At 51.0% G+C, this 25,546-nt stretch carries 25 protein-coding genes; 12 read left to right on the forward strand and 13 right to left on the reverse strand.

From position 1 onward, the window contains the following. Positions 1 to 13 precede the first annotated feature (13 nt). The 4 genes from AC07NP_RS02285 to rimO all read right to left on the reverse strand — a co-directional run bounded on the left by AC07NP_RS02285 (position 14) and on the right by rimO (position 6,121). On the reverse strand, positions 14 to 1,705 hold the full coding sequence (locus tag AC07NP_RS02285) for a dynamin family protein (RefSeq protein WP_494659444.1): 1,692 nt from the start codon (positions 1,703 to 1,705) through the stop codon (positions 14 to 16). A 546-nt stretch (positions 1,706 to 2,251) separates the two neighbouring features. Then, positions 2,252 to 3,565, reverse strand: a complete 1,314-nt coding sequence (locus AC07NP_RS02290) for a murein L,D-transpeptidase catalytic domain-containing protein (RefSeq protein WP_494659445.1) — start codon at positions 3,563 to 3,565, stop codon at positions 2,252 to 2,254. A 204-nt stretch (positions 3,566 to 3,769) separates the two neighbouring features. Further along, positions 3,770 to 4,438 (reverse strand): hypothetical protein, encoded by a 669-nt coding sequence (locus AC07NP_RS02295; protein WP_494659446.1) that lies wholly within the window; start codon positions 4,436 to 4,438, stop codon positions 3,770 to 3,772. A gap of 357 nt (positions 4,439 to 4,795) precedes the next feature. Next, positions 4,796 to 6,121 carry a 30S ribosomal protein S12 methylthiotransferase RimO gene (rimO, locus tag AC07NP_RS02300; RefSeq protein WP_494659447.1) on the reverse strand — a complete coding sequence of 442 codons (1,326 nt, stop codon included), beginning with the start codon at positions 6,119 to 6,121 and terminating at the stop codon, positions 4,796 to 4,798. 230 nt (positions 6,122 to 6,351) lie between these two features. Between rimO and bssR the strand changes: the two genes are divergently transcribed. Together bssR and AC07NP_RS02310 are read left to right on the forward strand one after the other, a co-directional pair. Then, positions 6,352 to 6,735, forward strand: coding sequence for a biofilm formation regulator BssR (bssR, locus tag AC07NP_RS02305; protein ID WP_494659448.1), 384 nt, complete (start codon positions 6,352 to 6,354; stop codon positions 6,733 to 6,735). Positions 6,736 to 6,837: 102 nt separating this feature from the next. Further along, positions 6,838 to 7,950: a PQQ-dependent sugar dehydrogenase gene (locus tag AC07NP_RS02310; RefSeq protein WP_494659449.1), complete on the forward strand. Its 1,113-nt coding sequence runs from the start codon at positions 6,838 to 6,840 to the stop codon at positions 7,948 to 7,950. Positions 7,951 to 8,018: 68 nt separating this feature from the next. Here the strand turns inward: AC07NP_RS02310 and AC07NP_RS02315 are convergent, their stop codons facing one another. Further along, positions 8,019 to 8,645 (reverse strand): glutathione S-transferase family protein, encoded by a 627-nt coding sequence (locus AC07NP_RS02315; protein WP_494659450.1) that lies wholly within the window; start codon positions 8,643 to 8,645, stop codon positions 8,019 to 8,021. Between the two features lie 259 nt (positions 8,646 to 8,904). Here AC07NP_RS02315 and dacC point away from each other — a divergent pair, with 259 nt between their 5' ends. Further along, positions 8,905 to 10,107, forward strand: coding sequence for a serine-type D-Ala-D-Ala carboxypeptidase (dacC, locus tag AC07NP_RS02320; RefSeq protein WP_203358355.1), 1,203 nt, complete (start codon positions 8,905 to 8,907; stop codon positions 10,105 to 10,107). A 50-nt stretch (positions 10,108 to 10,157) separates the two neighbouring features. On the opposite strand, the gene deoR is transcribed toward dacC, so the two are convergent. Beyond that, positions 10,158 to 10,916, reverse strand: coding sequence for a DNA-binding transcriptional repressor DeoR (gene deoR / locus AC07NP_RS02325; RefSeq protein ID WP_494659451.1), 759 nt, complete (start codon positions 10,914 to 10,916; stop codon positions 10,158 to 10,160). Positions 10,917 to 10,987: 71 nt separating this feature from the next. Continuing rightward, complete coding sequence (ybjG, locus tag AC07NP_RS02330; protein ID WP_494659452.1) at positions 10,988 to 11,596, reverse strand: undecaprenyl-diphosphate phosphatase; 609 nt, start codon at positions 11,594 to 11,596, stop codon at positions 10,988 to 10,990. 306 nt (positions 11,597 to 11,902) lie between these two features. Between ybjG and AC07NP_RS02335 the strand changes: the two genes are divergently transcribed. Then, complete coding sequence (locus tag AC07NP_RS02335; RefSeq protein WP_494659453.1) at positions 11,903 to 13,135, forward strand: MFS transporter; 1,233 nt, start codon at positions 11,903 to 11,905, stop codon at positions 13,133 to 13,135. Between the two features lie 74 nt (positions 13,136 to 13,209). Here the strand turns inward: AC07NP_RS02335 and AC07NP_RS02340 are convergent, their stop codons facing one another. Then, positions 13,210 to 14,025 carry a Cof-type HAD-IIB family hydrolase gene (locus AC07NP_RS02340; RefSeq protein ID WP_494659454.1) on the reverse strand — a complete coding sequence of 272 codons (816 nt, stop codon included), beginning with the start codon at positions 14,023 to 14,025 and terminating at the stop codon, positions 13,210 to 13,212. Then, the gene (locus AC07NP_RS02345) at positions 14,025 to 15,233 is read right to left on the reverse strand and encodes an MFS transporter (RefSeq protein WP_494659455.1); all 1,209 of its coding nucleotides are present in this window, start codon (positions 15,231 to 15,233) and stop codon (positions 14,025 to 14,027) included. The genes AC07NP_RS02340 and AC07NP_RS02345 overlap by 1 nt, the downstream gene beginning before the upstream one ends. An 86-nt stretch (positions 15,234 to 15,319) precedes the next feature. Here AC07NP_RS02345 and AC07NP_RS02350 point away from each other — a divergent pair, with 86 nt between their 5' ends. Further along, positions 15,320 to 15,862 carry a TetR/AcrR family transcriptional regulator gene (locus AC07NP_RS02350; protein WP_494659456.1) on the forward strand — a complete coding sequence of 181 codons (543 nt, stop codon included), beginning with the start codon at positions 15,320 to 15,322 and terminating at the stop codon, positions 15,860 to 15,862. A 16-nt stretch (positions 15,863 to 15,878) separates the two neighbouring features. Here the strand turns inward: AC07NP_RS02350 and AC07NP_RS02355 are convergent, their stop codons facing one another. The 3 genes from AC07NP_RS02355 to AC07NP_RS02365 form a co-directional block, all read right to left on the reverse strand. Further along, positions 15,879 to 16,679 (reverse strand): SDR family NAD(P)-dependent oxidoreductase, encoded by an 801-nt coding sequence (locus tag AC07NP_RS02355; protein ID WP_494659457.1) that lies wholly within the window; start codon positions 16,677 to 16,679, stop codon positions 15,879 to 15,881. A gap of 103 nt (positions 16,680 to 16,782) precedes the next feature. Beyond that, positions 16,783 to 17,007: a hypothetical protein gene (locus tag AC07NP_RS02360; RefSeq protein ID WP_494659458.1), complete on the reverse strand. Its 225-nt coding sequence runs from the start codon at positions 17,005 to 17,007 to the stop codon at positions 16,783 to 16,785. Positions 17,008 to 17,467: 460 nt separating this feature from the next. Next, entirely contained in the window at positions 17,468 to 19,153 is a 1,686-nt protein-coding gene (locus tag AC07NP_RS02365; RefSeq protein WP_271444992.1) for an aspartate:alanine antiporter, read from the reverse strand. 271 nt (positions 19,154 to 19,424) lie between these two features. Between AC07NP_RS02365 and AC07NP_RS02370 the strand changes: the two genes are divergently transcribed. Next, positions 19,425 to 19,802 (forward strand): inner membrane protein YbjM, encoded by a 378-nt coding sequence (locus AC07NP_RS02370; protein ID WP_203358337.1) that lies wholly within the window; start codon positions 19,425 to 19,427, stop codon positions 19,800 to 19,802. A gap of 29 nt (positions 19,803 to 19,831) precedes the next feature. Here the strand turns inward: AC07NP_RS02370 and AC07NP_RS02375 are convergent, their stop codons facing one another. Next, on the reverse strand, positions 19,832 to 20,095 hold the full coding sequence (locus AC07NP_RS02375) for a GrxA family glutaredoxin (protein ID WP_203358336.1): 264 nt from the start codon (positions 20,093 to 20,095) through the stop codon (positions 19,832 to 19,834). A gap of 173 nt (positions 20,096 to 20,268) precedes the next feature. Between AC07NP_RS02375 and AC07NP_RS02380 the strand changes: the two genes are divergently transcribed. The 6 genes from AC07NP_RS02380 (at position 20,269) to potG (ending at position 25,545) form a co-directional block, all read left to right on the forward strand. After that, positions 20,269 to 20,559: a YbjC family protein gene (locus AC07NP_RS02380; RefSeq protein ID WP_494659459.1), complete on the forward strand. Its 291-nt coding sequence runs from the start codon at positions 20,269 to 20,271 to the stop codon at positions 20,557 to 20,559. Continuing rightward, positions 20,543 to 21,265, forward strand: a complete 723-nt coding sequence (gene nfsA / locus AC07NP_RS02385) for an oxygen-insensitive NADPH nitroreductase (protein ID WP_494659460.1) — start codon at positions 20,543 to 20,545, stop codon at positions 21,263 to 21,265. Before AC07NP_RS02380 ends, nfsA begins: the two co-directional genes overlap by 17 nt. 59 nt (positions 21,266 to 21,324) lie before the next feature. Further along, entirely contained in the window at positions 21,325 to 22,227 is a 903-nt protein-coding gene (gene rimK, locus AC07NP_RS02390; protein WP_203358333.1) for a 30S ribosomal protein S6--L-glutamate ligase, read from the forward strand. Positions 22,228 to 22,317: 90 nt separating this feature from the next. Further along, the gene (locus AC07NP_RS02395; RefSeq protein WP_203358332.1) at positions 22,318 to 22,794 is read left to right on the forward strand and encodes a type III secretion system chaperone family protein; all 477 of its coding nucleotides are present in this window, start codon (positions 22,318 to 22,320) and stop codon (positions 22,792 to 22,794) included. Between the two features lie 352 nt (positions 22,795 to 23,146). Continuing rightward, positions 23,147 to 24,259 carry a spermidine/putrescine ABC transporter substrate-binding protein PotF gene (potF, locus tag AC07NP_RS02400; RefSeq protein ID WP_203358331.1) on the forward strand — a complete coding sequence of 371 codons (1,113 nt, stop codon included), beginning with the start codon at positions 23,147 to 23,149 and terminating at the stop codon, positions 24,257 to 24,259. A 152-nt stretch (positions 24,260 to 24,411) separates the two neighbouring features. After that, positions 24,412 to 25,545 carry a putrescine ABC transporter ATP-binding subunit PotG gene (gene potG / locus AC07NP_RS02405; RefSeq protein WP_494659461.1) on the forward strand — a complete coding sequence of 378 codons (1,134 nt, stop codon included), beginning with the start codon at positions 24,412 to 24,414 and terminating at the stop codon, positions 25,543 to 25,545. Position 25,546: the final 1 nt, after the last annotated feature.

Consider the following 25,546-nt stretch of genomic DNA (forward strand, 5'->3'; position numbering starts at 1 on the left):
GTCCCTGAATAAGTTATGGGTGTACAGCTAGCGATTTTTGTCGTTGTTCGATTTCTCGAATGGCGTCACGGACTTCGTCGATCTGCGCAGACCAGAGATCTTGCTGGGCGAGCCATTCAGCTTCGTGTTGACGCTTTTCTTCACGGCAATGCTCAAGTGCGGAGCGACTCTCTTCTATCCGGGTACGCCACTCTTCTTCCAGACCGGCGATTAACTCCAGCTCAATTTCCGGCAGTATTTCTGCCAGCGCTTCACGCGCTCGCTGTCGGATTTCAGGGAATACTTTCTCCTGCAGATTTTGCTTAACCAGTTCTCGTTTACGCTCTTGCGGGTCTGAAAAAAGCTTAATAATGTCGGGTAAGAAAATGATCAATAACTCGACAATAGGGTTAATGACTGAGGTCGTCACGGCGAGGGCAGTGGAGATGAGTTTATACCAACGACTGCCTTTACTCACCGTTGCCAGCGTTTCCAGAACCAGCACGGCGGTTTGTGAACCGTTTTGCAGAATGCTGCCAATATCGATATTTTCACCGACAGCCTCATTCTGCATATTCACAACGATATCCGAGAGATTAACTCGTAGGGCCTGGTTCAGAGAGGTGCGATAAACATCGCTAATGATTGCTGCCGTACGGGTTTGGAAAATATCTTCGCCCTGCATAAGGCAGTTGTATAACACGTCAAGATTTTTCACCAGCGCGTTATGCACGTCGCCGCTCACCTTATCCATCGTATTTTGGCGAAGTGTCCCGGAAAGACGGCATTTCTGGCGTGCCAGCGTGTCATTCAGCTCCTGACAGGCGCGGTCGTACTGGTAAATTTGCGCATCAAGGGCGCCGGGATCCAGTGTGCTGCTTTTGCGCAGCATTGTAATATGATCCAGAAGACGGGAAGCCGATGACTGAATTTGCCCGGCAAAATGGATAACTTTGAGATCCTGGATATTCAACTGAAGCAGGGCATCCTGCAGGCGATCGGCGGTTTCACGATCATTACGACTTGCCCGCACGACGATCCGCGGCTGGCATCCCAGATCGCTTAGCCTACCGGATATTTCCTCTTCAACATTATCCAGCGATTCCGGCGTCAATTTATCGCACTTGGTCAGAACCAGGAGTAAGGGGACGGGCTGGAACGCAATTTCATGCAGCACGGCCGCCAGGCTGGCATGCAGGGTTCCGCTTTCAGCCGAAACCACGACAATAAATGCCGCGCCGCGTTCCGCGTAGCGGTAAAATGCATCAACATGCCGCTTTATTCCTGAATCTACGCCCGGCATATCCACCGGAATGAGACCATGCAGATCGCGGAGCCGGGCAGAGGGTACGGTTAAGCAGGCATATTGATCCTCCGGCGTTGCATCGTTATTAACATCAAGGGCGTTTTGCGGAGCATAGTGCACCTCTCTGACGGTGCCATCAGCCAGGGCAATAACCAGAGTCTGTTGATCGCCGTAGTGCAATTCTGTTGCCAGCGCGGTGGTTGGGGCCTGGTCAACCGGTAATATATTCTGCCCCAGCCATAGATTGAGGAGAGACGATTTGCCGGCGCTAAATATGCCAATCAGCGGCACGCAAGCGGTAAAATTATTTATCTGAAATAATTGCGATGTGAAATCATTAAAAATATGGGGAGCGGTAGTTTCAAATTCTTTACTTATGCCGATAAGGCGTGTTAACGGTCCTGTCAGTGCATCAGACATGTTCAACCTTTCAGTTTTCAATGAGCTATAGGCATATTAAAGCGAGAATCATGCTTTGTCTTCTATAAAGAATGTGTTCCAGGATCTGTATCGTGATTGTGAATAAGGTCACGTAAAGGATATTAAATTTCCCAAAATTGCCTGATGCATCAGAGAAATAAATATTGAAGTAGTCAAACGGGTTGTTGAGCGCGATACATTTTGTATTCAGCGCTGCTTCAAGTTTCTTATGGCCGTAATCTGGAGAGACGACGGCTTGCCAGAAGGAACCGTCTTTCTCTGCAAAGGGGATTGTGTAGGTTATAAAGGTAGTGATCTGCCTGAGAGGGTTAAAGCCCGGTTTGGTGTTTATGGGAAACGGTTTTGTGGTCATGTCTAAATAAATGACACGCTTTATGCCAAATTGAAACACTATCATGAATTACCAGAGCAGCAGTACCGACTCATCAAGGATGACGAGCAGATACTGCTGGCCTTTTCACGGATGTTATCGTGTGCTACACGTGAGCCGTAACCGGCGGAAATATTGTCGTCGGTAGTTTCTGTTCAGGATATCAACAGCAGTGAGCCCCCTTTGAGCTGATCAATAAGCGCCTGCACAAGGGCATACTCTACGGCAGGGCAGCCATGGGATCGTCCACAACGGCCATATTGCTTAACATACTGCTCCCCCGCGTAAGGGACGCCATGAAAGACAATCCCGCGCTTAAAAGCATTACTGTTGCTTTCTTCCAGACCTTCCAGTCTTAGTGCTCTGCCATGTTGTGCCATCGTATAGGTGCTCAGCGTTTTATAGAGTCCTAACGAACTTTGGTATGACTCTGGTGTATTTGAAAAAGTTGTCGCCAGTCCGTCATGATTTGGGTCGCTGCCCGTCCCATGTACCGCATGAACACTCTGAACCGTCTTATTGACCCGATCAAATATATGCATTCTTTTTGTTTTGGAATGCTCTTTAATTTTGAAAACAGCCCAATATCGGGGATTAGACCCGGCATTATTATGTGTCTGCCAGTCAATCATTCTTTTAATGTCATCGTGCGGAACACCAGCATTTTCCGCCAGTGCATATAATTCCTCTCCGATAGATGTTCCCGGCACCAGTGGAGGTACACTAACGTCTACGCTGTCATTATCAATCAGTGAATGAAGTCTATTGGCCCTGTTTGTCCAGCCTTTAAGGAAAACCTTCTGGGATGGATTATTGGCGGCAATCTGGTTAAATCGTTCAATAATTTTATCGGCAAACAGCGGGATGAATTTGTCATCGGTAGTATTATTGATGGCTTCCAGCGTCTCACTGTTCATTCTGGCGGTTTGATTAATACCCAGCACCGATTGACAAAGTTTTAATGCTGTTCCAGGACCACACAATACGCCCATATCAAATAGCGCGGTAGCAATGCTCTGGTCTAACACTTGATCAAGATTTAATACATCCCAATAATTTTTTTTGTAGATAATATTAATGGTTTCAAAACTCATGTTTTTTACTTCTTCTTCTGTAACGTCATCTCTCCCCAGATACTCCTCTAATCTCTTAAGCGTGATGCCTTTATTTGTTGGCCCGCCTCTGTCCGCCGGATGGTTTGTATAGCCACCCTCATTTTTTAAGGTAAATATCAGCGCTTCATCAATATTTGACCCCGGTTGATCAATTACGTTATCAATTGTCGTGATATCCGGTATAGGGTCGTCTGGAAGCGGTTTATCCGTAAAAGATTTTTCGGCCATGAAGGCTTCGAGTTTTTTAATTGCAGACAACGTCAAAGGTCCGATGAGGCCATCTATTTTCCCACTATAAAGATCTAATGATTTTAATGCTAACTGGAGTGACTCAATTTTGTTATGAGTAAACATCGTATTCTCCTTTATGAGGGGAGTACAGATAGCAGTGCTATCCTGTACTTATTTATTTGATATTAGCTCCAGGAATGGGGAAGAGAATTCATTCGCAAAATGAGGTGCAAATAACATCATGCTCAAGCACTACACCAGTCAGACCAACGTTGTATTGCTGTGTACCTTTTTAGAAAAATAACTGTTCTCCTCCCCACTAAAGTTTTATTGCAACTCTTGTTTGACGGCAAAGAGAGAATAATCCACACGGATGTTTCCTGTTAGATCGGGGATGCCATCTCGTTTCCTTTCACCATATCGATAATGCTCTTGCTTGTTGAGTGACATATAAAGCAAGCCGAGTTGATCATCGGGATTATTCTTCAGTGTGGTGGAGACGATATTAGTTAAGAATTTTGCAATCATCACACCCGCAGCAAACGCGGGATTTGCTGCGCCAAGAATCAGTGTTCCTAAACTTGCAGCAAAAACATCAAACTCAGGTTGCATAACTGCCGATTCCAGCTGCCTTCCTATTTCATTGGTATTATTGTCATCCTTAATCACCGTCAGACACCAGTTGAAATTATCTGGGATATTGGGGGATGAGTAGAGAGCATATCCAGTATCACCAAAAGTGAGTACAGAATTATCTCTGACCTCAGAGACTTCACTAAAATATCGTGCTGACACAACTTGTTGAACTGCCTGTGTGAGTAGCTGTTTTTTTACCTCCTCATCATTTTCCGAATACCAGGCATCAAGTATCGGAATGTCTGCATCTGAGGTAATAAAACTAATTAATTTAACTTGTACAACATCATCGCCAAAAAAGAGAAAACCTTTTTTATGATTATCTAAAATCCTGATTCTGTTTATTCTAAAATAAAACATACTCCCTCCTGTTGTAGGTGGAGATGACATGTGTATTGAATTCAAATAATCAACGTTATTAATTATCTGTTCAATAGCAGTATAGATTGACCACCCAGACCACGCCAATTGTTGCCATTCGCATCATCATTAAACTGAGAGGAAAAAAATTTCATGTTATTAATTTATTATTGTTCAATGATATTGTGTTATAAGAAATTGGAATGGCAGGATAAAATTATCCTCTTTTTTGATTTTTTGACGGAAAAAACGTTATTGCTGACGTTGAAAAAAGCCAGGTATAAAAACCTGGCTTTCTTCGGGAGTGGTGAGCCCGCTTATCCTCAGTACACGCTGCTCTGAAGGCGGCGCAAAGGGTTAAACGCGGCTACCCCACAGATCGTATTCGTCGGCGTTCTCTACTTTCACGCGCACGATATCGCCTGGTTTTACGTTTGTTTCACCGTTCAGATAGACCGCGCCGTCGATTTCCGGAGCATCGGCCATGCTGCGGCCAATTGCGCCTTCTTCGTCGACTTCATCCACGATGACCATAATTTCGCGGCCCACTTTTTCCTGCAGGCGTTCAGCAGAAATTTGCTGTTGCACCTGCATAAAGCGGTTCCAGCGCTCTTCTTTTAACTCTTCCGGCACCTGATCCGGCAGTTCATTGGCACCTGCACCTTCAACCGGGCTGTACTTAAAGCAACCAACCCTGTCCAGACGCGCTTCTTTCAGGAAGTCGAGCAGCATCTGGAAGTCTTCTTCTGTTTCGCCAGGGAAGCCAACGATGAAGGTAGAACGCAGGGTCAGCTCCGGGCAGATTTCGCGCCACTGTTTGATGCGCGCCAACTGGCGGTCCACAGACCCAGGGCGCTTCATCAGCTTGAGAATGCGCGGGCTGGCGTGTTGCAGCGGGATATCGAGGTAAGGCAGGATTTTGCCTTCCGCCATCAGTGGGATAACGTCATCCACGTGTGGGTACGGGTAGACATAGTGCAGACGCGTCCAGATACCCAGTTTTGAAAGTTCTTCACACAGATCAACCATGCTGGTTTTGACCGGCGCACCGTTGTGGAAACCGGTACGGTGTTTCACGTCTACGCCGTAGGCTGAGGTGTCCTGGGAGATAACGAGGATCTCTTTGACGCCCGCATCGACCAGACGCTTCGCCTCGCTCAGCACTTCGCCAATCGGGCGGCTTACCAGATCGCCACGCATAGACGGGATGATGCAGAACGTGCAGCGATGGTTGCAGCCTTCAGAAATTTTCAGGTAAGCATAATGACGCGGGGTCAGTTTGACGCCCTGTTCCGGCACAAGGCTCAGGAACGGATTGTGTTTCGGTTTGGGCACATAGTGGTGAACATGTTCCAGCACTTGCTCGTAGCTATGAGGTCCGGTGATCTCCAGCACTTTCGGGTGAACTTCGCGGATCTGATCGACTTTCGCACCCAGACAGCCGGTGACAATCACCTTGCCGTTTTCGTTCAGCGCTTCACCGATCGCTTCCAGTGATTCTTGTACGGCGCTGTCGATAAAGCCGCAGGTATTGACGATAACCATATCGGCGTCGTCGTAGCTTGGCACCACGTCATAGCCTTCGGTACGCAGTTCAGTCAGGATTCGCTCCGAATCGACGAGGTTTTTCGGGCAGCCAAGGGAAACGAAGCCGATTTTCGGCTGGTGGGTTACTTTGCTCATAGCTTAAAAATTGTTCAGTTATTGGAGTGGTCAGGGCAGGGATTCTACAGAGATCTGGGCAAAAATTGTATCGCAATCTCACCGGGCGTTCAGCACAGGCAAGATGAAGGTTATAGATACAATGTAAATTTTGTTAATTTATGGTGAATTATTGATCTCAGGCATCATTGTGTTCAAAAAATGACCATACTATTAAGTTGCACCATGAGTAGATAGAGGAGGAACAAGGTATGGTCGTTGGCAGACTGAGAACCGCTCTGCTTAACAAGCTGATCAACGCGCGAATCGATCTCGCCGCGTATCTGCAGTTGAGGAAAGCGAAAGGCTACATGTCAGTCAGCGAAAGTGATCGTCTGCGTGATAACTTTTTTGAATTGAATCGCGAACTTCACGATAAACCACGACTGCAGAAACTTCATCTGGATATAGAAGAATGGGAGGCATTGCATCTTGCTGAAGGTGCATTAGCTGCCGCTGCCGTCTGCCTTATGAGCGGGCATCATGATTGTCCGACTTTCATTTCCGTCAACGCAGAGAAACTTGAAAACTGTCTGACGAATTTGACGCTCAGCATCCAGTGCCTGAAAACGCATTCCATGCTGGCACAGGTCTAAGCAGGGGGGAGGCAACTCCCCCTTATCATCCGTTTTTGTAAAAATAATTCTGCACGCCTTCTTGCTGACTACGCTTTAACGCATAGCCCTACAGGAGGCGTTATGCGTCGATCTCATCGCTGGTTACTCCCATTATTGCTGTTCTCAATGCTTGGCAATGCCGCGCCATCCGCAGTCAGGGTCGACGTGCTGCAAACCAAACTTGATCACCCATGGTCGCTGGCTTTTTTACCCGACAATCGCGGCATGTTGATTACGCTTAAAGGCGGCCAACTGCGGCACTGGCAAGCCGGCAAAGGGCTTTCCGATCCGCTGACGGGAGTGCCAAAAGTGTGGGCGCATGGGCAGGGGGGATTGCTGGACGTGGCGCTGGCACCAGACTTTGCGCAGTCACGCCGCGTCTGGCTCAGTTTTTCGGAAAGCGATCTAAACGATAATGCGGGCACGGCGGTGGGGTATGGGCGACTCAGCGAAGACCTGAAACGTCTTGAGAACTTCCAGACCGTGTTTCGGCAAATGCCGAAACTGTCCACCGGAAACCATTTTGGCGGACGATTAGTATTTGATGGCAAAGGGCATCTGTTTATTGGCTTAGGGGAAAATAATCAGCGTCCTACCGCACAGGAACTGGATAAATTGCAGGGCAAAGTGGTACGTCTGACCGATCAGGGAAAAATCCCGCCCGATAACCCGTTTGTCAGCAAAGATGGGGCCCGACCTGAAATCTGGGCGTATGGCATTCGTAATCCGCAGGGGATGGCAATGAACCCGTGGAGCAATACGCTCTGGCTGAATGAACATGGTCCCCGTGGCGGGGACGAAATCAATATTCCGGAAAAAGGCAAAAACTACGGCTGGCCGCTGGCAACCTGGGGAATTAACTACAGTGGTTTTAAAATCCCGGAAGCGAAAGGGGAGATTGTGGCGGGGACAGAGCAGCCGATCTTTTACTGGAAGCACTCGCCCGCCGTCAGTGGTATGGCTTTTTATCACAGCGACCGATTCCCGCAGTGGCAGCAAAAACTCTTCATTGGGGCGTTAAAAGAGCGGAATGTGATTGTTATGACGGTCGACGGAAATACGGTGACGGAAGATGGACGTATCCTGGGGGAGCGAAGACAACGCATTCGTGATGTTCGCATCGGGCCAGACGGTTTTTTATATGTGTTAACCGATGAGTCCGACGGGGAATTACTCAGAGTGAGTCCCCGCTAGTAGTGTGTGATGCCCTCAGATGCCGGGTTAGCCTGTGGCTCGCAGACTAACCCGCTGACAGATGCAGCTTAGCTGACCGGGATCATCACGATTTTACGGAACGCCGGACGTTCGCTGAGTTGCTGATACCAGCGCTCAAGGTTCGGGCGCGGTGTCCAGGTCAGGCCGACATTGAACAGGTTATAGACGAAAGGCGCGATGGCAATATCGGCCACGCCAAATTCGTTACCGGAGAACCAGCGTTGAGTAGCCAGCGCGTCGTCAAGCATACCAAACAGGCCATCGCACACTTTCGCGCTGGCGTCGATGGCCGCAGGATCGCGCTGTTCCACCGGGGTTCTGACCAACCCAAACAGGATTACGCGGTGCGCCGGACTCAATGTCTGGTTTGCCCAATCCATCCATTTTTCACCTTCCGCGCGTCGGGCCGGGGAGTCTACCCACAACCGGTTTTGCCCGTACTGTGCCGCCAGATAACGCACAATGCTATTGGATTCCCACAGCACAAGGTTGGCTTCATCATCACGCAGTAGCGGCACCAGACCGTTGGGATTCATGGCCAGATATTCAGCGTCATGATTGAGGCCAAATTGACCTCCGGCGAGAATGTGTTGAAAGGGTAATTCCAGCTCTTCAAGCGTCCATAACACTTTTTTTACGTTAGTCGAGTTGTTCCTTCCCCACAGCGTAATCATAGTAACCCCTTAATTTGATTGGGCAGCCTTAGGGCTGCGTCGGCGTCTGACCGGGTACATGGTGAAATAAAGCTAATATTTACGCAACAGCCTGTAAAAAAATCGTGTGGAATGCAGCGTAGCGGGGCGTTATTGCATAAACTTTAAAAACTTTACCTGGTTACGGTTTCTTTAAGCTCGCAAGTGCGTTATTACTCACCAAACTTGTAACACGGTGATGTAACGTGTTTTTTTTGGAATGGATACTCGGGTGGCATTTATGAAGCAATACTCCTTTTCTCTTCGCAGCCTTGCTGCGGGCTCAGCACTATTATTCCTTTTTGCGCCGACCTTGCAGGCGGCCGAGCAGACGACCGCGCCGCCGAGCGTTGATGCGCGGGCATGGGTCCTGATGGATTACGCCAGCGGGAAAGTGCTGGCTGAAGGTAATGCGGATGAGAAACTCGACCCTGCCAGTCTGACTAAAATTATGACCAGCTACGTGGTCGGACAGGCGCTGAAGGCCGGAAAAATCAAGCTGACGGACATGGTGACGGTGGGGAAAGATGCATGGGCGACGGGAAATCCGGCATTGCGCGGCTCATCGGTGATGTTCCTTAAGCCTGGCGATCAGGTGGCGGTTTCCGACCTTAACAAAGGCATTATCATTCAGTCAGGTAACGATGCCTGTATTGCCCTCGCCGATTATGTTGCCGGCAGCCAGGAATCGTTTATCGGATTAATGAATGGGTATGCGCAAAAGCTTGGCCTGACTAATACGACCTTCCAGACGGTACACGGTCTGGATGCGCCAGGGCAGTTCAGTACCGCCCGGGATATGGCCCTGCTGGGAAAAGCTTTGATCCACGACGTGCCTGAAGAGTACGCCATTCATAAAGAAAAAGAGTTTACGTTTAACAAGATCCGCCAGCCAAACCGTAACCGTCTGTTGTGGAGTACCAATCTGAATGTCGACGGAATGAAAACCGGGACAACGGCAGGCGCTGGCTACAATCTGGTTGCCTCTGCAACGCAGGGCGATATGCGCCTGATCTCGGTGGTGTTGGGGACGAAAACTGACCGTGTTCGCTTTAATGAATCGGAGAAATTACTGACCTGGGGCTTCCGCTTTTTTGAAACGGTGACGCCCATTAAACCGGATGCCACGTTTGTCACGCAGCGCGTCTGGTTTGGCGATAAGAGCGAAGTGAACCTGGGTGCGGGTGAAGGCGGTTCGGTGACGATCCCGCGTGGACAGCTTAAGAACCTGAAAGCGAGCTTTACCCTGACGGAACCGCAGTTAACCGCGCCGCTGAAGAAAGGCCAGGTGGTGGGCACCATCGACTTCCAGCTTAACGGGAAATCCATTGAGCAGCGTCCGTTAATGGTGATGGAAGCGGTGGAAGAGGGCGGATTCTTTAGCCGGATGTGGGATTTTGTGATGATGAAATTCCATCAATGGTTTGGCAGCTGGTTCGCGTAATCCCCGTGATGTCGGATGGCGGCATTTGCTGCCATCCGGTAAATACTGTCTCAATACATGAGTTTAATGCGCTGCGCTTTCGCGTAATCGACCAGTTCATCATCCGGGCGGCAGTCGCTAATGATGGTATCAAAGCAGGTTAACTCCCCCATTCGCGCCGGTCGCACTTTGCCAAATTTGCTGTGATCCACGACCAGAACGTGGTACTGCGCCATCGACATCGCCCACTGTTTCACCGGTAACTCTTCCAGATTAAAACAGGTCGCGCCTTTGCTGACATGCACGCCAGCGGCTGAATAGAAGGCGATATCCGGGCACAGGTTATTCAGGGTTTCCTGAAAATTGAGCGGCTTAAAAATGGCATTGCTGGCGTGAAATTCACCGCCGCACAGGATGGCGCGACACAATGGTTTTTCCTGCAACGCCAGAAAGGTATTCAGCGAATAGCAAACGGCGGTGAAGGGGAGGTCATTATCAATGGCTTCAATAATCCACGGCGTGGTGGTGCCACAGTCGAAAAAAAGCGTCTGGTGCGGTTGTACCAGGCTTGCTGCCAGCTGCGCCGCGCGCCGTTTTTCTTCGACCAGACGGGATTTCTGATCGCTGAGTAAATAGTGACTGGCGCTACGGGGTTCCAGAACGATATAGCCACCCAACAATACAACGGGCGCGCTTTGATTGTTCAGGTCGCGACGGATGGTCATCTCAGATACGCCCAGAAGGGTCGCGGCTTCTTTTAGGTGTAATTTATCGCTGCGCTTTAACGCTTGCAGTAATTGACCAATACGCTCGTCGCGTCGTGTTTCCATAGTTCCCCTGGAGAGTTAAGTCATCACCCTGCACAGTACAGGGCGATTAATACTACTCTTTTTTCATCAGATTAGTCACGTACCCAGCCTTTTCGAATGGGAAGCGCAAAACATATGCGATAGCACGTTTGCAGGCTGCGATAGAGCGACGCGCCATATTTTTGCCAAATCATCTGCGCGCTCAGACATCCGATCATTGCCACCAGTAAACCGCCGACCATGTCCAGCGGCCAGTGTACGCCGAGGTAAACGCGCGACCAGGCGATAGTCACCGCCAGCGCCATTAAAACGGCTCCTGACCAGATCCGGTGCCAGAACAAAAATGCCAGCGCAACGGTGAAAATCACCGTACCGTGATCGCTGGGAAACGAGTCATCTGCGGCATGATGCAGGAAGTTATAGCCAATATGGTCGACAAACGGACGATCGTGTGGGAACAGATGCCCCATGACCCAGGAGACGGCCAGACTGACTACCAGGGCGATCGCCATCTTTATGATTAACTGGCGCTGGGTACTGACCTGCTCTCGCGGTCCCCAAAGCCAGAGTACCACCGCCAGCAGCGGCACAATACTGATCAAATCTTTGGCAATGAAAATGGCGAGATCAATTATCCACTGCGCGGAATCGGGGGTGGCGTTGATCAAAGAGAACAGTGAAGTATTAATATTTTCCAGCATAACATTCAGACTTAGCGCAATGAGGTGAATAAAGGACAGCCATGTAAATGACCCGTGCCTGGCTGAGAATAAAAGCCCTGCTAAATACCGTAAAGCGGTATTGTCTTAAAGGTGTCATCTCAGGGTAATTAACAGAGTTCCGACAACATCATAGCGGTAGCAACTTAAATTAACCTTAAAGGAAACAGGTGCTAATCGACATTCTGTAAAAATGTGCGCTATTTGCGGTCAACGCGCATAATTTGCTATATCCGCAGACGCGCTTTCATTACACTTTGCGCGATTTTTCATTTGTGAAGAGATTGCATGCAAAACCGTTTATCTTCTGGCGCCCGACTCGGTCGTCAGGCATTGCTTTTCCCTCTCTGTCTGGTGCTCTACGAATTCTCCACCTATATCGCTAACGATATGATCCAGCCCGGAATGCTGGCGGTAGTGGAACAATACCAGGCCGGAATTGACTGGGTGCCGACATCAATGACCGCCTACCTTGCTGGCGGCATGTTTTTGCAGTGGCTGTTAGGGCCGCTGTCGGATCGCATTGGTCGTCGCCCGGTGATGCTGGCGGGCGTGGTGTGGTTCATCGTCACCTGTCTTGCCACGCTGCTTGCGCAAAACATTGAGCAATTTACCTTTCTGCGCTTCCTGCAGGGGATCAGCCTGTGTTTTATCGGCGCCGTGGGTTATGCCGCGATTCAGGAATCTTTTGAAGAGGCGGTGTGCATTAAAATTACCGCGCTGATGGCCAATGTGGCGCTGATTGCGCCCTTGCTGGGGCCTCTCGTCGGGGCCGCGTGGGTCCATGTGCTGCCGTGGGAAGGCATGTTCGTTCTGTTTGCCGTACTGGCGGCATTCGCCTTTTTCGGCTTACAGCACGCCATGCCGGAAACGGCAACCCGGATAGGCGAAAAGCTCTCGCTGAAAGAGTTGTGGCGGGATTACAAGCTGGTGTTAAAGAACGTGCGCTTTGTGGCAGGCGCACTGGCGCTGGGGTTTGTCAGTTTGCCTCTGCTGGCATGGATCGCGCAGTCTCCCATTATCATCATTAGCGGCGAACAGCTCAGCAGTTATGAATATGGTCTGCTACAGGTTCCTATTTTTGGCGCACTTATCGCAGGGAATCTGGTGCTGGCGCGTCTGACGGCCAGGCGGACGGTCCGTTCGTTAATTATCATGGGCGGCTGGCCGATTATGCTGGGGCTGATTCTCGCGGCTGCGGCGACGGTCGTCTCCTCTCATGCCTATCTGTGGATGACGGCAGGCCTCAGCATCTATGCATTTGGTATTGGCGTGGCAAACGCGGGGCTGGTGCGTTTGACTCTGTTTGCCAGCGACATGAGCAAAGGCACGGTGTCTGCCGCGATGGGCATGTTGCAGATGCTGATTTTTACCGTCGGTATCGAGGTGAGCAAATATGCTTATCTGGGCGGTGGAAACGGTCTGTTTAGCCTGTTTAATCTGGCAAACGGGATTATCTGGCTGCTCCTGATGTTTATCTTCCTGAAAGATAAACAGGTAGGCGCTTCACGGGAAGGATAATCACCAGCCTGCCGGAGCGATCCGGCAGGCTGGCCGTTTGAAACGCCGATCATGCAAAGCAGGGCGCTCGCCGATCAGTGTGAGAACGGTGCCTCGTTGCGAAGAATCCTGTCAATCACGTCCAGCACGCCCTCTTTGTTGTTCGAGCCAGCACGGTACTTTGCGGCGGAAACAACGACTTCTTTGGCATTCTCCATCGCATAGCTAAAACCGGCCTGGCGCAGCATTTCTATATCGTTACCGCCATCGCCGAAGACAGCGACCTCATCATCGTTGATACCCCAACGTTGTTGGAGCAGACGCAGGCCATTGGCCTTATGTACGCCCGGGATTATCAAATCGATACTGCCGTAACCGGTATGCACCGGCACCATGATGTCGCCGATGGCCTCGTGCAGTTCGGCCTGCAGTTCAGGAATGCGATCTTCGGAAATGTTAAGACCGAGTTTAAAGAAAATGTCGTTGATATTGCTGAAGTTATCGACGAATTCAAGACGATGGTAGTACATCGCCGCCATCTCTTTTAAGGCATCATCGTACTGCTTCAGGGTGTACGCACTGTTTTTACCGCAGGCGATTATTTCCACCTCCGGGCGCGTCAGCAAATGGTCAACCACCGCATGAAAATGGGCGCTGGGCAACTTACCGTTGAACACGTCGTTTCCCTCGCTCACCACCCAACCGCCGTTTTCAGCGACGAAGGCGATTTCGTGGGCAATGTCAGGGAAAAAAGAGATAAGCTGATAATACTGGTTGCCGCTGGCGACCACAAAACGGATCCCTTTCTCTTTCATCTGCTGATACTGCGCCATAAACCGGTCACGGTTATAGGTTTTTTGGTCGCTCAGAAAAGTACCATCCATATCTACCGCAATTAACTTGATACCCATTAACCATTCTCCGTCGCAGTGTGCGTTTTTGTTTCTGGTTTAGCGACCGCTTTAGCAACCAGCGCCGCCAGCAGCACCAATGCCAGAACGACCAGCATGGCGCTACGCAACCCATAATGTTCGCCGAGATATCCCAACAGGGGCGGCCCGACGAGGAAGGCGAGATAACCTGTGGTGGCGACCACGCTGACGCGCGTCGGGGCGTCGGGGCCGGTATCGCTGGCGGCAGAGATCGTCAATGGGAAGCCGAGCGAGGCGCCAAGCCCCCAAAGAACCACGGAGACCCCAGCCACCCAGGCGCTATCGACAAAGACGATGAGACCAATACCGATCGCCCCCATTAGCGCGCTGGCGCGCACCACCGCCACGCGGCTATATCTGTCAATAAACCAGCCGCCGGTGAAACGCCCAACGGTCATCCCTAGCGTGAAACCGGCGTATATCAGAGAGCCGGACGTTGGGCTAAATCCGTGCCCGTCTACCATCAGCAACGGTAACCAGTCATTGGCGGACCCTTCCGCAAATGCCATCGCCAGTACCACTACGCCAATAAGCAACAGCTGGATATCCCGGTAAAAGGGCAGCCCTTTTTCAGCCGAGTGTGTGCCATCCGCGGCGTTTCTACCGGTGCCATCGGGGATTTCCCGAATGGCGATAAAAATAGGCGCAATGGCTATCATGCCAGCCAGCAAAATATGCGTTGTGGCCGGTACACCAAATGCGGTCAACGTCATGCCCACACCGGCGCCTGCCAGTGTGCCCAGGCTATAAAAGCCATGCATCATCGGCAGGACGGTCTTGTTTAATTCGCGTTCAACCGCCGCGCCCTCGACGTTGATCGCGACCTCTGCAGAACCGAAACTGGCGCCAAAAACACCTAAACCCAGCGCAAAGAGCAGCGGGGAGGTAAGCCCTAACGCAATGCTGAGGATGGCCATTCCCACAACCGCGCATGACATCGTTATCTGAATAACGTTGCGTGTACCAAATCGCTTCACCAGCCAGGCCGAACACAGGATACCGCTCATCGATCCAATCGAAAGACCAAACAGTACCGCCCCCATTTCCGCCGTTGAGACAGAAAGGATGTCCCGGATGGCGGGGGTGCGTGTCGCCCAGGATGCCATCAGCAATCCCGGTATGAAGAAGAACATAAACAGCGCCCAGGTTCGGCGTCTTAATGCCCTGCGTGATGAACTGGCGGTCATGAATTCAAGCCAAAAAAGAGAAGAGAGGAGACAACACTAGCAATTTTTGTGTACATTTGTACACAAATGGAATGAGAGGACACAGTGTGCGACGTGCAAACGATCCAAACCGGCGAGAAAAAATCGTTCAGGCCACGCTGGAGGCGATAGTGACGTATGGTCTTCATACCGTGACGCATCGCAAAATCGCCACTATCGCCCAGGTGCCGCTGGGGTCAATGACCTACTATTTTTCAGGCATCGATGATCTTCTGATGGAGGCGTTTAGCGGTTTTACCGAAAGCATGTCGCAGCAATACCAGACCTTTTTTGATGATGTTAATGATGCGCAGGGTGCCTGCAATGCCATTACCGACATGATTTACGGCTCACGGGTCACAACGCCGGACAACATGGAACTGATGTACCAGCTGTATGCATTTGCCAGCCGTAAGCCAGCCTTAAAACAGGTGATGCAGAACTGGATGCAGCGCAGTCAGCGCACTCTGGAGCAGTGGTTTGATCCTGTTACCGCCCGTGCGCTGGACGCATTTTTAGAAGGTATGACTCTACATTTCGTGACAGACACCACGCCGCTGGCGCGAGAAGACATTCTGGTGATGGTAAAGCGAATCGCAGGGGAGAAGTGAGGCGACTTCTGCTGCCTCATCCGTCGAGCGTTGCACCCGCCGTCATATTGACCACCGTTGCGGTCATCGCACTTGCGTGATCCGACGCGAGAAATGCCATCACCTCAGCCACTTGCGAAAGTGTTGGCAGCCGCTTGAGCATCGTGCTTTGCGCCGCGCCCGCTACCCATTCTTCTACGGATAATCCCATCGCTTGCGCCTTTGGCATAAACACGTCGCGGGTATAAGAACCTGCCTGCACCGCGTCGGTAATCGCATGACAACGCACGCAGATAGCACGAATATTTCTCGGGCTCACCTCACTGGCCAGCGCTCTGGTGAACGCTTCCATCCCTGCGCAGCCGACGATGTGACCGGAGTGGCCCGACACCGCCATCGGACCAGCGGGAGCAACGACCGTGAGGATTGTTCCTGTACGCTCACCCCCCATATGTGGAATGACCGCTTTGGATATATTGAAGTATGCAGACAGAAACGGGCTTATACCCTGCATGAACTCGGCCAGATATAATTCTGCGATGCCTTTGCCCTGATCGTGAATAAAGCCGGTTGTGTTTACCACGATGTCAATGCCGCCGGCCTGTTGGGCCAGTTGCGTAGTGTGCGCTAGGGTGGACTGTTCGTCGAGTACGTCGAGGGTAAATGTCCCGGCCATTCCTCCTGCGGCGCGGATTTCGCCAGCCACCCGATCCAGGCGAGCCAGATTGCGTGCGCCAAGGTACACCTGCGCCCCTTCACGCGCCATTACATGTGCAACCGCGCTGCCAATTGCGCCGCTACCCCCGAAAACGACAGCGATTTTGCCTTCAAGTAACATTGCGTTATCCCATCCCCCGTCTGCCCATTCAAAATTATGGGCAATAACCCGCATCTTGCAAGCGGGCTCAGGTGGGTAACAGGTTAGATTACAGTTGCTGATTTTAGGGCAAGGTCACGGGGGCTGCTTTTTCTTCCCGTTCAGAGAGTTCACGTATGGCCTGCGCTAACTTTTCCTGGCTCTCACTTAATTGATTCGAAAGGGCTCTATTGCTGACCGTCAGGGAATCAATCTCTGCCTTATGTTTTTTGTTTTTTTGGACCAGAATGACCGCCAGGACAGGAGCAAGTAAGGCTAACAAGGGTACAAAAACGAGAAATAAAATCATGTCTAAATCCTTTTACGCTATCAATATGAAACAGTTGTACGTCTTATACATGCAATCACTTCGATATCCGAAAAAGCCCATTCGAAATTATTTTCTGTCGTTGGAATTTTAATTATAGCTGTTGGCAGTCTTGTCGCGATGGCGACCAGGAATCGAGGGTGTTCAGAAGTGAAGAGGACGAAAACGTCAGAGGGACGGAACTCAGATTTCTGCGACCGATTTTGGCGTTGCCCTCATTTTGCCGCCACACTCGTTAAAAGCGTGCTCTAACTAGCTGATTTGAAGGGGGCTGAAATTCGGGCAACAAAAAACCCATCAACCTTGAACCAAAACGGCGGGGTTGATGGGCTCCACAAATTGGGGACATCAAAGAAAAGCAGTGGCACTAGTTATGACTGACGTCTTTAAGAAAAGTTCTACTAACTAGCAAAAAATTTTCACTTACTGGCAAACGCCAGTTTTATCCTAAGCCAGGCCAGATGATGACGATGAGTGTCCCCGCCAGCGTCAGCAAGACGTTGGCTATCGCATAGGTGCCTGCATACCCTAACGCAGGGATGTTGCTGCGCGCGGTATCGCTGATGATTTCCATCGCCGGGGCGCAGGTACGAGCCCCCATCATGGCGCCAAACAATAAGGCGCGGTTCATGCGTAATACATAGGCGCCGAACAGGAAACAGATGACAACGGGCACCAGGCTGACCACCAGACCCGCAATCAGCATTTGTCCGCCGACAGCACCAAGTCCGTTGCCGATACCACTACCTGCACTCAAACCGACGCCTGCCATGAATACCATCAGGCCAAACTCTTTCACCATGTTCAGCGCCCCCTGAGGGATGTAGCCAAAGGTGGGGTGGTTGGCGCGCAGAAAGCCCAGCATGATTCCGGCAAACAGCAGCCCGGCAGCATTACCGATCCCAAAGCTGAAGTTGCTGAACTGGAAGGTGATCATCCCGATCATCAGGCCAATGATAAAGAAAGCGCAGAAGGCCAGCAGGTCAGTGACCTGGCTGTGGATGGAGATAAATCCAATGCGATCCGCAATGGTTTTGACGCGACGGGCATCGCCGCTCACCTGCAGGACATCACCTTTGTTCAGCACCACGTTGTCGTCGATGGGCATCTCAATCTGGCTGCGGATCACGCGGTTAAGAAAACAACCGTGGTCAGTGAGTTTCAACTGCGCAAGACGGCGTCCCACGGCATTGTGGTTTTTCACCACGATCTCTTCGGTGACGATGCGCATGTCGAGCAAATCGCGATCGAAGACCTCTTTCCCGTTACGGAAGCTGTGATCGAGGCGGGCGTGGGCATCAGGGTAACCCACTAACGCGATTTCATCGCCCATTTGCAACACCGCATCACCATCGGGATTCGCCAGAATACCGTTACGGCGGATCCGCTCGATGTAGCAGCCGGTCTGACGATAAATACCCAGCTCGCGCAGATTTTTACCGTCGGCCCATGCAACGAGTTCCGGCCCCACACGGTAGGCGCGAATCACCGGCAGATAGACTTTACGGTTAGCGTCAGTGTCCAGACCGCGTTCACGCGCGATCTGCTGGGCGCTGGTTTGCAGATCCTGGTGCTGGAGTTTAGGCAGGTAGCGGGCGCCGACAATTAAACTGACCAGGCCTATCAGATAGGTCAGCGCGTAGCCCAGGCTCAGATTATCCAGCGCGGCGGAAAGCTGAGAACTCGCCATTCCGGAATGGCGCAGCGTGTCGCCCGCACCGACAAGCACCGGCGTGGAGGTCATCGAACCGGCGAGCATACCGGCCGTCAGGCCGATGTCCCAGCCAAACAGCTTACCTAACCCCAGGGCGATCAGCATGGCGCTACCCACCATCACCAGGGCTAACATCAGATAATTTTTCCCATCGCGAAAAAAAATGGAAAAAAAGTTAGGCCCAGCTTCCACGCCGACACAGAAAATAAACAGCATAAAGCCGAGATTCAGGGCGTCAGTGTTAATACTGAAGTGCTGCTGCCCTAATAATAATGAGACGACTAAAACGCCAATGGAATTACCAAGTTGGACCGATCCCAGGCGCAATTTGCCCAGACACAGGCCAAGCGCAAGGACCACAAATAATAACAGGATGTAATTCCCATTTAACAAATCTGCGACGTTTATATTCACGGAGACTAACTTCTTGTTTACTAGTAAGCTGTTGAAAGAAATGACAATTTACGCTAATGTTTTTGCCATGAATTAAGGGGCGACGACATCGTGCACAGCCTCCAAAATAAAAGCAACAAAGCAATTTATGCGGTTAGTTTAATCTCATTACGTATCAACGGCTATAAGAATCGTGTGGGCGTGTTTTGGCATGGAATGCCGGATGACTTTATCTGACTGGACGCCTTCGGGCGAAAAGAGTGTTCGATAGAGATAGTGTCAGGAGGAACGATTGAAACATAAACAAGGTTGGGCAGGCGCTGTCTGCTGCTTTGTACTCTTTATTGTGGTGTGTCTTTCATTAGTGATGAACGTGAAAGGGGCGTTTCGGGCTGCAGGTCATCCTGAGATTGGGTTACTGTTTTTTACGCTACCCGGTGCCGTGGCCAGTTTCTGGTCCCATCGCAGGGAAGTGATTAAACCCCTGTTTGGAGCGATGCTGGCGGCGCCCTGTTGTCTGTTGCTAATGCGGTTTTTTTTCACACCAACCCGCTCTTTGTGGCAGGAGCTTGCGTGGTTGTTTAGCGCGGTGTTCTGGTGTGCGCTTGGGGCACTCTGCTTTTTATTTATCAGCAATTTGTTTGACCCACGGCGCAAGAAAAGCGAATAACGCCCTCATGACGAGGGCGTTACGTCGCATCAGGCAAACAGATTGACGTTCTCTTTTGCCCATGCTTCAAAATCGGTGCAGCCGCCGATGTGTTTTTGATCGACAAAAATCTGCGGTACGGTCTCAACCGGTTTGCCAACAGTCTTTTCCAGATCCGCTTTCGAAATCCCTTCAGCGTGAATATCGATATAGCGATAGTTGAAATCGTCGTGCTCGTTGCTTAATTTCTCTGCCAGCTCTTTGGCACGTACGCAATAGGGGCATCCTGGACGACCGAAAATCACGGTAAACATTGTTTCTCTCCTCGAACTTACTGAGCCTGACGGCGAATCCCGTAATGATGCCGCTAAATGGCGTGGATGAAAAGCAGGTTGCACCTGTTGCTTTGATATCTTTAGGCTATATCTGTTAAGCAAGGTATATCCGAACGCTTTACAATGAGCATCCGTTCATCGGGAGACATCATATGCGGACGATTGGCGCGCTACCCAAAAGTGTGTTGATACTCGAGTTTTTCGGTATGGTGATACTGGCGCTGGCCCTGTTATCGCTCAATCACACTCTCACACTGCCTGCACCTTTTAACACCTCGCTGGCGGAAATAGCGATGATCTTTATTGGCGTCCTGCTGATGCTGCCTGCCGCAGTCGTGCTGATGTGGCGAATCGCGCAACGACTCGCTCCGCAACTGATGATGCGTACCCCCGACACCTCATCCCGTTCTGACAGAGATAAACCTCATGACTCCAACCATTGATTTACTGCGTGGCCACCGTTCTATTCGCCATTTTACTGATGAAGCGCTTTCCGATGCGCAGCGCGAGGCGATTATCGCCGCCGCGCAGGGAACGTCGAGCTCCAGCTTTCTGCAGTGCAGTTCTATCATCCGTATTACCGATAAAACACGGCGTGAAGCGCTGGTAAGCTTAACTGGTGGGCAAAAACACGTGGCTCAGGCCGCCGAGTTTTGGGTGTTTTGCGCGGATTTTAATCGCCATTTACAGATTTGCCCCGATGCCCAGTTAGGCCTCGCGGAGCAGCTGTTGCTGGGGGTGGTCGACACTGCGATGATGGCGCAAAATGCGCTGACCGCCGCAGAATCCCTGGGGTTGGGCGGGGTGTTCATCGGGGGGCTGCGTAATAATATCGAGGCAGTAACGGAAATGCTGAAATTGCCAAAACACGTGCTGCCGCTGTTTGGCTTGTGTCTCGGTTGGCCCGCCGATAATCCTGGGGTTAAACCGCGTTTGCCAGCCGGATTGATTGTTCACGAGAACCAGTATCAGCCGATGGATGCTGCTTTGTTAGCACACTATGACGAGCAGATCGCGCACTATTACCAGACGCGAGACAGCAACACGCGCCGCGATACCTGGAGCGATCATATTCGGCGTACCATCATTAAAGAAAACCGACCTTTCATTCTGGAATATTTACATAAACAAGGCTGGGCGACGCGCTAAAGGCAATAACCCAGTGTATGATACGCAGGCTTTTACCAGGTCTTTCAGAGAGGTGCAGGGTGAAAATTGCCATTTTGTCCCGGGACGGAACGCTCTATTCTTGTAAACGCCTGCGAGAGGCGGCGATGAAACGCGGCCATCTGGTTGATATTCTCGATCCCCTTTCCTGCTATATGAACGTGAGTCCGGCAGGGTCGTCCATTCATTACAAAGGCCGCCAGCTTCCTCAGTATGATGCGGTCATCCCGCGTATTGGCTCCGCGATAACGTTTTACGGCACGGCGTCCCTGCGTCAGTTTGAGCTGCTCGGCAGCTACCCGCTTAATGAATCTGTTGCGATCACCCGCGCGCGCGACAAGCTGCGTTCGTTACAGTTACTCGCCCGGCAAGGGATTGATTTGCCCATTACCGGGATCGCCCATTCGCCAGATGACACGAGTGATCTGATCGAGATGGTTGGCGGCGCGCCGCTGGTGGTTAAACTGGTCGAGGGAACGCAGGGGATTGGCGTCGTGCTGGCCGAAACGCGCCAGGCGGCGGAGAGCGTGGTTGACGCCTTTCGCGGGCTTAACGCGCATATTCTGGTGCAGGAGTATATTGCGGAAGCCAAAGGTCGCGATATTCGCTGTCTGGTGGTGGGCGACGAGGTTGTGGCGGCAATCGAACGGCGGGCAAAAGAGGGCGATTTTCGCTCTAACCTGCATCGCGGCGGTGTTGCCAGCATTGCCCAAATTACGGCACGTGAACGAGAGATTGCCATCAAGGCTGCGCAAACGCTGGGGCTGGATGTCGCGGGAGTCGATATTTTGCGTGCCGAGCGGGGTCCGTTAGTGATGGAAGTGAACGCATCGCCAGGCCTGGAAGGTGTCGAGAAAACCACAGGGGTTGATATTGCCGGGCGAATGATCCAGTGGATTGAACGTCACGCGACAGCCGAATTTTGCCTTAAAACGGGTGGCTAATCTCAATATTGTCCCTAATCGTGGTATGACGCGGTCTTTTTGCGTAAGCTGTGCCCGGTATTTTTTCATCGTAAGAGGTAGCACATTATTATGACATCACTGGTCGTTCCCACTCTGGATACGTTGCGTCAATGGCTCGACGACCTGGGCATGAGTTTTTTTGAATGTGATACTTGCCAGGCGCTGCATTTACCGCATATGCAGAACTTCGATGGCATCTACGACGCAAAAATTGATTTGGTGGATAACACGCTGCTGTTTTCTGCCATGGCGGAAGTCAGACCTTCCGCGCTGTTGCCGCTGGCGGCCGATTTATCCGCGATTAACGCCAGTTCGTTAACCGTGAAGGCGTTTCTCGATATGCAGGATGACAATCTGCCGAAGCTGGTGGTCTGCCAGTCGTTATCCGTGATGCCTGGGGTGACGTACGAACAGTTTGAGTGGTTTGTTCGTCAGAGCGAAGAGCAGATCTCAATGGTTATCCTGGAAGCAGGGGCGCACCAACTTTTGTTCAGCGCTGACGAAGACGCGCAAAAAGACGGCGCTGAAAACCATTTTCTTCACTGATCTCTTTCAAAAAAAAGCAGCCGCTGCCAAAGCGGCTACTGTTTTCATTGCGTTATGCTGCATTTAACCTTTTCTTAAAGAATTATTCACTTCCTTTCTGGCTGTTTCGCTTTACGTCATAGACAAATCCTGCATAAAAAATTGATAAAAGGCGTTTTTTAATCTGAGCTATAGTCTCAAACCCTGGCTAAAGTTATTCTTGCGAGGCTTTTATATCGCGAGCAATGACGGCAGGGGGAGAGTCGACTCTTCTTTACCTGTGTCGGATGAAAAAATATGCATATTTTTTGCATATCTTAGAATGTGACAATATTGATTCGTTTGTTAACGGATTTTCATAAGGAAAGAGATTATGACCGCCTTAAATAAAAAATGGCTATCGGGTCTGGTTGCGGGCGCTTTGATGGCCGTCTCTGCCGGCACGCTCGCTGCTGAACAAAAAACCCTTCATATCTATAACTGGTCTGATTATATCGCCCCGGATACGGTGGCTAATTTTGAAAAAGAGACAGGTATTAAAGTTATCTATGACGTGTTTGACTCCAATGAAGTCCTCGAAGGTAAGCTCATGGCCGGGAGTACCGGTTTTGATCTGGTGGTGCCATCCGCGAGCTTTATGGAACGTCAGTTAACGGCGGGTGTGTTTCAACCTCTGGATAAAAGCAAACTTCCTGACTGGAAAAACCTCGATCCTGAATTATTGAAGCTGGTTGCCAAGCACGATCCGGGCAATAAATTTGCGATGCCGTATATGTGGGCGACGACCGGTATTGGCTACAACGTCGATAAAGTGAAAGCGGTGCTGGGGGAAGATGCTCCGGTGAACAGCTGGGATCTGATCTTTAAACCTGAAAATCTCGAGAAGCTGAAAAGCTGTGGTGTCTCTTTCCTGGACGCGCCTGAAGAGGTGTTTTCTACGGTGCTGAACTATCTGGGCAAAGATCCGAACAGTACTAAGGCAGATGATTATACCGGCCCGGCAACCGAGCTGTTGCTGAAGCTGCGTCCCAATATTCGCTACTTCCATTCCTCGCAATACATCAACGATCTGGCCAATGGCGACATTTGCGTGGCGATTGGTTGGGCAGGGGACGTCTGGCAGGCCGCTAACCGTGCAAAAGAAGCTAAAAATGGCGTAAATATTTCCTATTCAATCCCGAAAGAGGGGGCGATGGCGTTCTTTGACGTCTTTGCGATGCCTGCTGACGCGAAGAATAAAGAGGAGGCTTATCAGTTCCTTAACTATCTGTTGCGCCCGGATGTGATTGCTCACATTTCCGACCATGTGTTCTACGCTAACGCTAACAAAGAAGCGACAACGTTGGTCAGTCCGGAAGTCCGTGACAACCCGGGTATTTATCCGCCAGCGGATGTACGCGCCAAAATGTTCACGCTGAAAGTTCAGGATCCGAAGATCGACCGTGTTCGTACACGTGCCTGGACCAAAGTGAAGAGCGGTAAATAAGCGTTTGAGGTTATTGCCCGGTAACGCGCACGCTTACCCGCCCTGCAGGACATTACGTTTTGTGGGGCGGGTAACTAACACGCTACCCGGCAATGCGCACCGTGATGGTGCGTAATTTGCCCTGTTTTTTGTTTTATGCCGGAGAGCACCCCGTGAATGAGCCAATCCTCCGCCCGCAGGCGAAAATCCGTAAAGCGCTAACGCCGCTTCTTGAAATCCGCAATCTGACTAAGTCATATGACGGTCAGAGTGCCGTGGATGACGTCAATCTCACTATTTATAAAGGCGAAATATTTGCATTACTTGGCGCATCGGGCTGCGGGAAATCCACGCTGCTGCGTATGCTGGCGGGTTTTGAACAACCGACCACCGGACAAATCATCCTGGATGGCGTTGATTTGGCGCATGTACCGCCTTATCTACGCCCGATCAATATGATGTTTCAGTCTTATGCGCTGTTTCCACACATGACGGTGGAGCAGAACATTGCGTTCGGCCTCAAGCAAGACAAGCTGCCAAAGGGCGAAATCGACGCACGAGTGACTGAAATGCTGGGGCTGGTGCACATGCAGGAGTTTGCCAAACGTAAGCCGCACCAGCTTTCAGGTGGGCAACGTCAGCGCGTGGCACTGGCGCGCAGTCTGGCTAAGCGTCCGAAGTTACTGCTGCTGGACGAACCCATGGGCGCACTGGATAAAAAACTGCGTGACCGGATGCAACTGGAAGTGGTCGATATCCTCGAACGCGTGGGCGCGACCTGCGTCATGGTAACGCATGACCAGGAAGAAGCGATGACCATGGCCGGGCGTATTGCGATCATGAATCGCGGGAAGTTCGTACAAATTGGCGAGCCGGAAGAGATCTATGAACATCCGACCACTCGGTATAGCGCGGAGTTTATCGGTTCTGTGAATGTCTTTGAGGGCTTGTTGAAAGACCGTCAGGAAAATGGACTGGTGATCGACTCTCCGGGGCTAGTGCATCCGTTGAAGGTGGATGCCGATGCGTCGATTGTCGATAACGTGCCGGTGTATGTCGCGCTTCGTCCAGAGAAGATCATGTTGTGTGAGGCGCCACCGGCCGATGGTTACAATTTTGCCGTGGGTGAAGTGGTGCATATTGCCTATCTCGGCGATCTCTCCATTTATCATGTGCGTGTGAAAAGCGGCCAGATGATCAGCGCCCAGTTACAGAATGAACACCGCTATCGCAAAGGTTTACCCACCTGGGGCGATGAAGTGCGTCTGTGTTGGGATGCGGACAGCTGTGTGGTGTTGACGGTTTAAG

The organism is Citrobacter sp. GW821-FHT07H02 (genome assembly GCF_059418505.1).

Bases quoted from the DNA above. Each gene is read 5' to 3' on its own strand.
- AC07NP_RS02335 (WP_494659453.1), top strand. From the start codon at position 11,903: ATGCAAAACCGTTTATCTTCTGGCGCCCGACTCGGTCGTCAGGCATTG.
- AC07NP_RS02295 (WP_494659446.1), bottom strand. From the start codon at position 4,438: ATGTTTTATTTTAGAATAAACAGAATCAGGATTTTAGATAATCATAAA.
- bssR (WP_494659448.1), top strand. From the start codon at position 6,352: ATGGTCGTTGGCAGACTGAGAACCGCTCTGCTTAACAAGCTGATCAAC.
- AC07NP_RS02360 (WP_494659458.1), bottom strand. From the start codon at position 17,007: ATGATTTTATTTCTCGTTTTTGTACCCTTGTTAGCCTTACTTGCTCCT.
- ybjG (WP_494659452.1), bottom strand. From the start codon at position 11,596: ATGCTGGAAAATATTAATACTTCACTGTTCTCTTTGATCAACGCCACC.
- dacC (WP_203358355.1), top strand. From the start codon at position 8,905: ATGAAGCAATACTCCTTTTCTCTTCGCAGCCTTGCTGCGGGCTCAGCA.
- AC07NP_RS02345 (WP_494659455.1), bottom strand. From the start codon at position 15,233: ATGACCGCCAGTTCATCACGCAGGGCATTAAGACGCCGAACCTGGGCG.
- AC07NP_RS02290 (WP_494659445.1), bottom strand. From the start codon at position 3,565: ATGTTTACTCATAACAAAATTGAGTCACTCCAGTTAGCATTAAAATCA.
- nfsA (WP_494659460.1), top strand. From the start codon at position 20,543: ATGACTCCAACCATTGATTTACTGCGTGGCCACCGTTCTATTCGCCAT.
- rimO (WP_494659447.1), bottom strand. From the start codon at position 6,121: ATGAGCAAAGTAACCCACCAGCCGAAAATCGGCTTCGTTTCCCTTGGC.
- potF (WP_203358331.1), top strand. From the start codon at position 23,147: ATGACCGCCTTAAATAAAAAATGGCTATCGGGTCTGGTTGCGGGCGCT.
- AC07NP_RS02380 (WP_494659459.1), top strand. From the start codon at position 20,269: ATGCGGACGATTGGCGCGCTACCCAAAAGTGTGTTGATACTCGAGTTT.
- AC07NP_RS02355 (WP_494659457.1), bottom strand. From the start codon at position 16,679: ATGTTACTTGAAGGCAAAATCGCTGTCGTTTTCGGGGGTAGCGGCGCA.
- AC07NP_RS02395 (WP_203358332.1), top strand. From the start codon at position 22,318: ATGACATCACTGGTCGTTCCCACTCTGGATACGTTGCGTCAATGGCTC.
- AC07NP_RS02310 (WP_494659449.1), top strand. From the start codon at position 6,838: ATGCGTCGATCTCATCGCTGGTTACTCCCATTATTGCTGTTCTCAATG.
- AC07NP_RS02375 (WP_203358336.1), bottom strand. From the start codon at position 20,095: ATGTTTACCGTGATTTTCGGTCGTCCAGGATGCCCCTATTGCGTACGT.
- deoR (WP_494659451.1), bottom strand. From the start codon at position 10,916: ATGGAAACACGACGCGACGAGCGTATTGGTCAATTACTGCAAGCGTTA.
- AC07NP_RS02340 (WP_494659454.1), bottom strand. From the start codon at position 14,025: ATGGGTATCAAGTTAATTGCGGTAGATATGGATGGTACTTTTCTGAGC.
- AC07NP_RS02315 (WP_494659450.1), bottom strand. From the start codon at position 8,645: ATGATTACGCTGTGGGGAAGGAACAACTCGACTAACGTAAAAAAAGTG.
- AC07NP_RS02285 (WP_494659444.1), bottom strand. From the start codon at position 1,705: ATGTCTGATGCACTGACAGGACCGTTAACACGCCTTATCGGCATAAGT.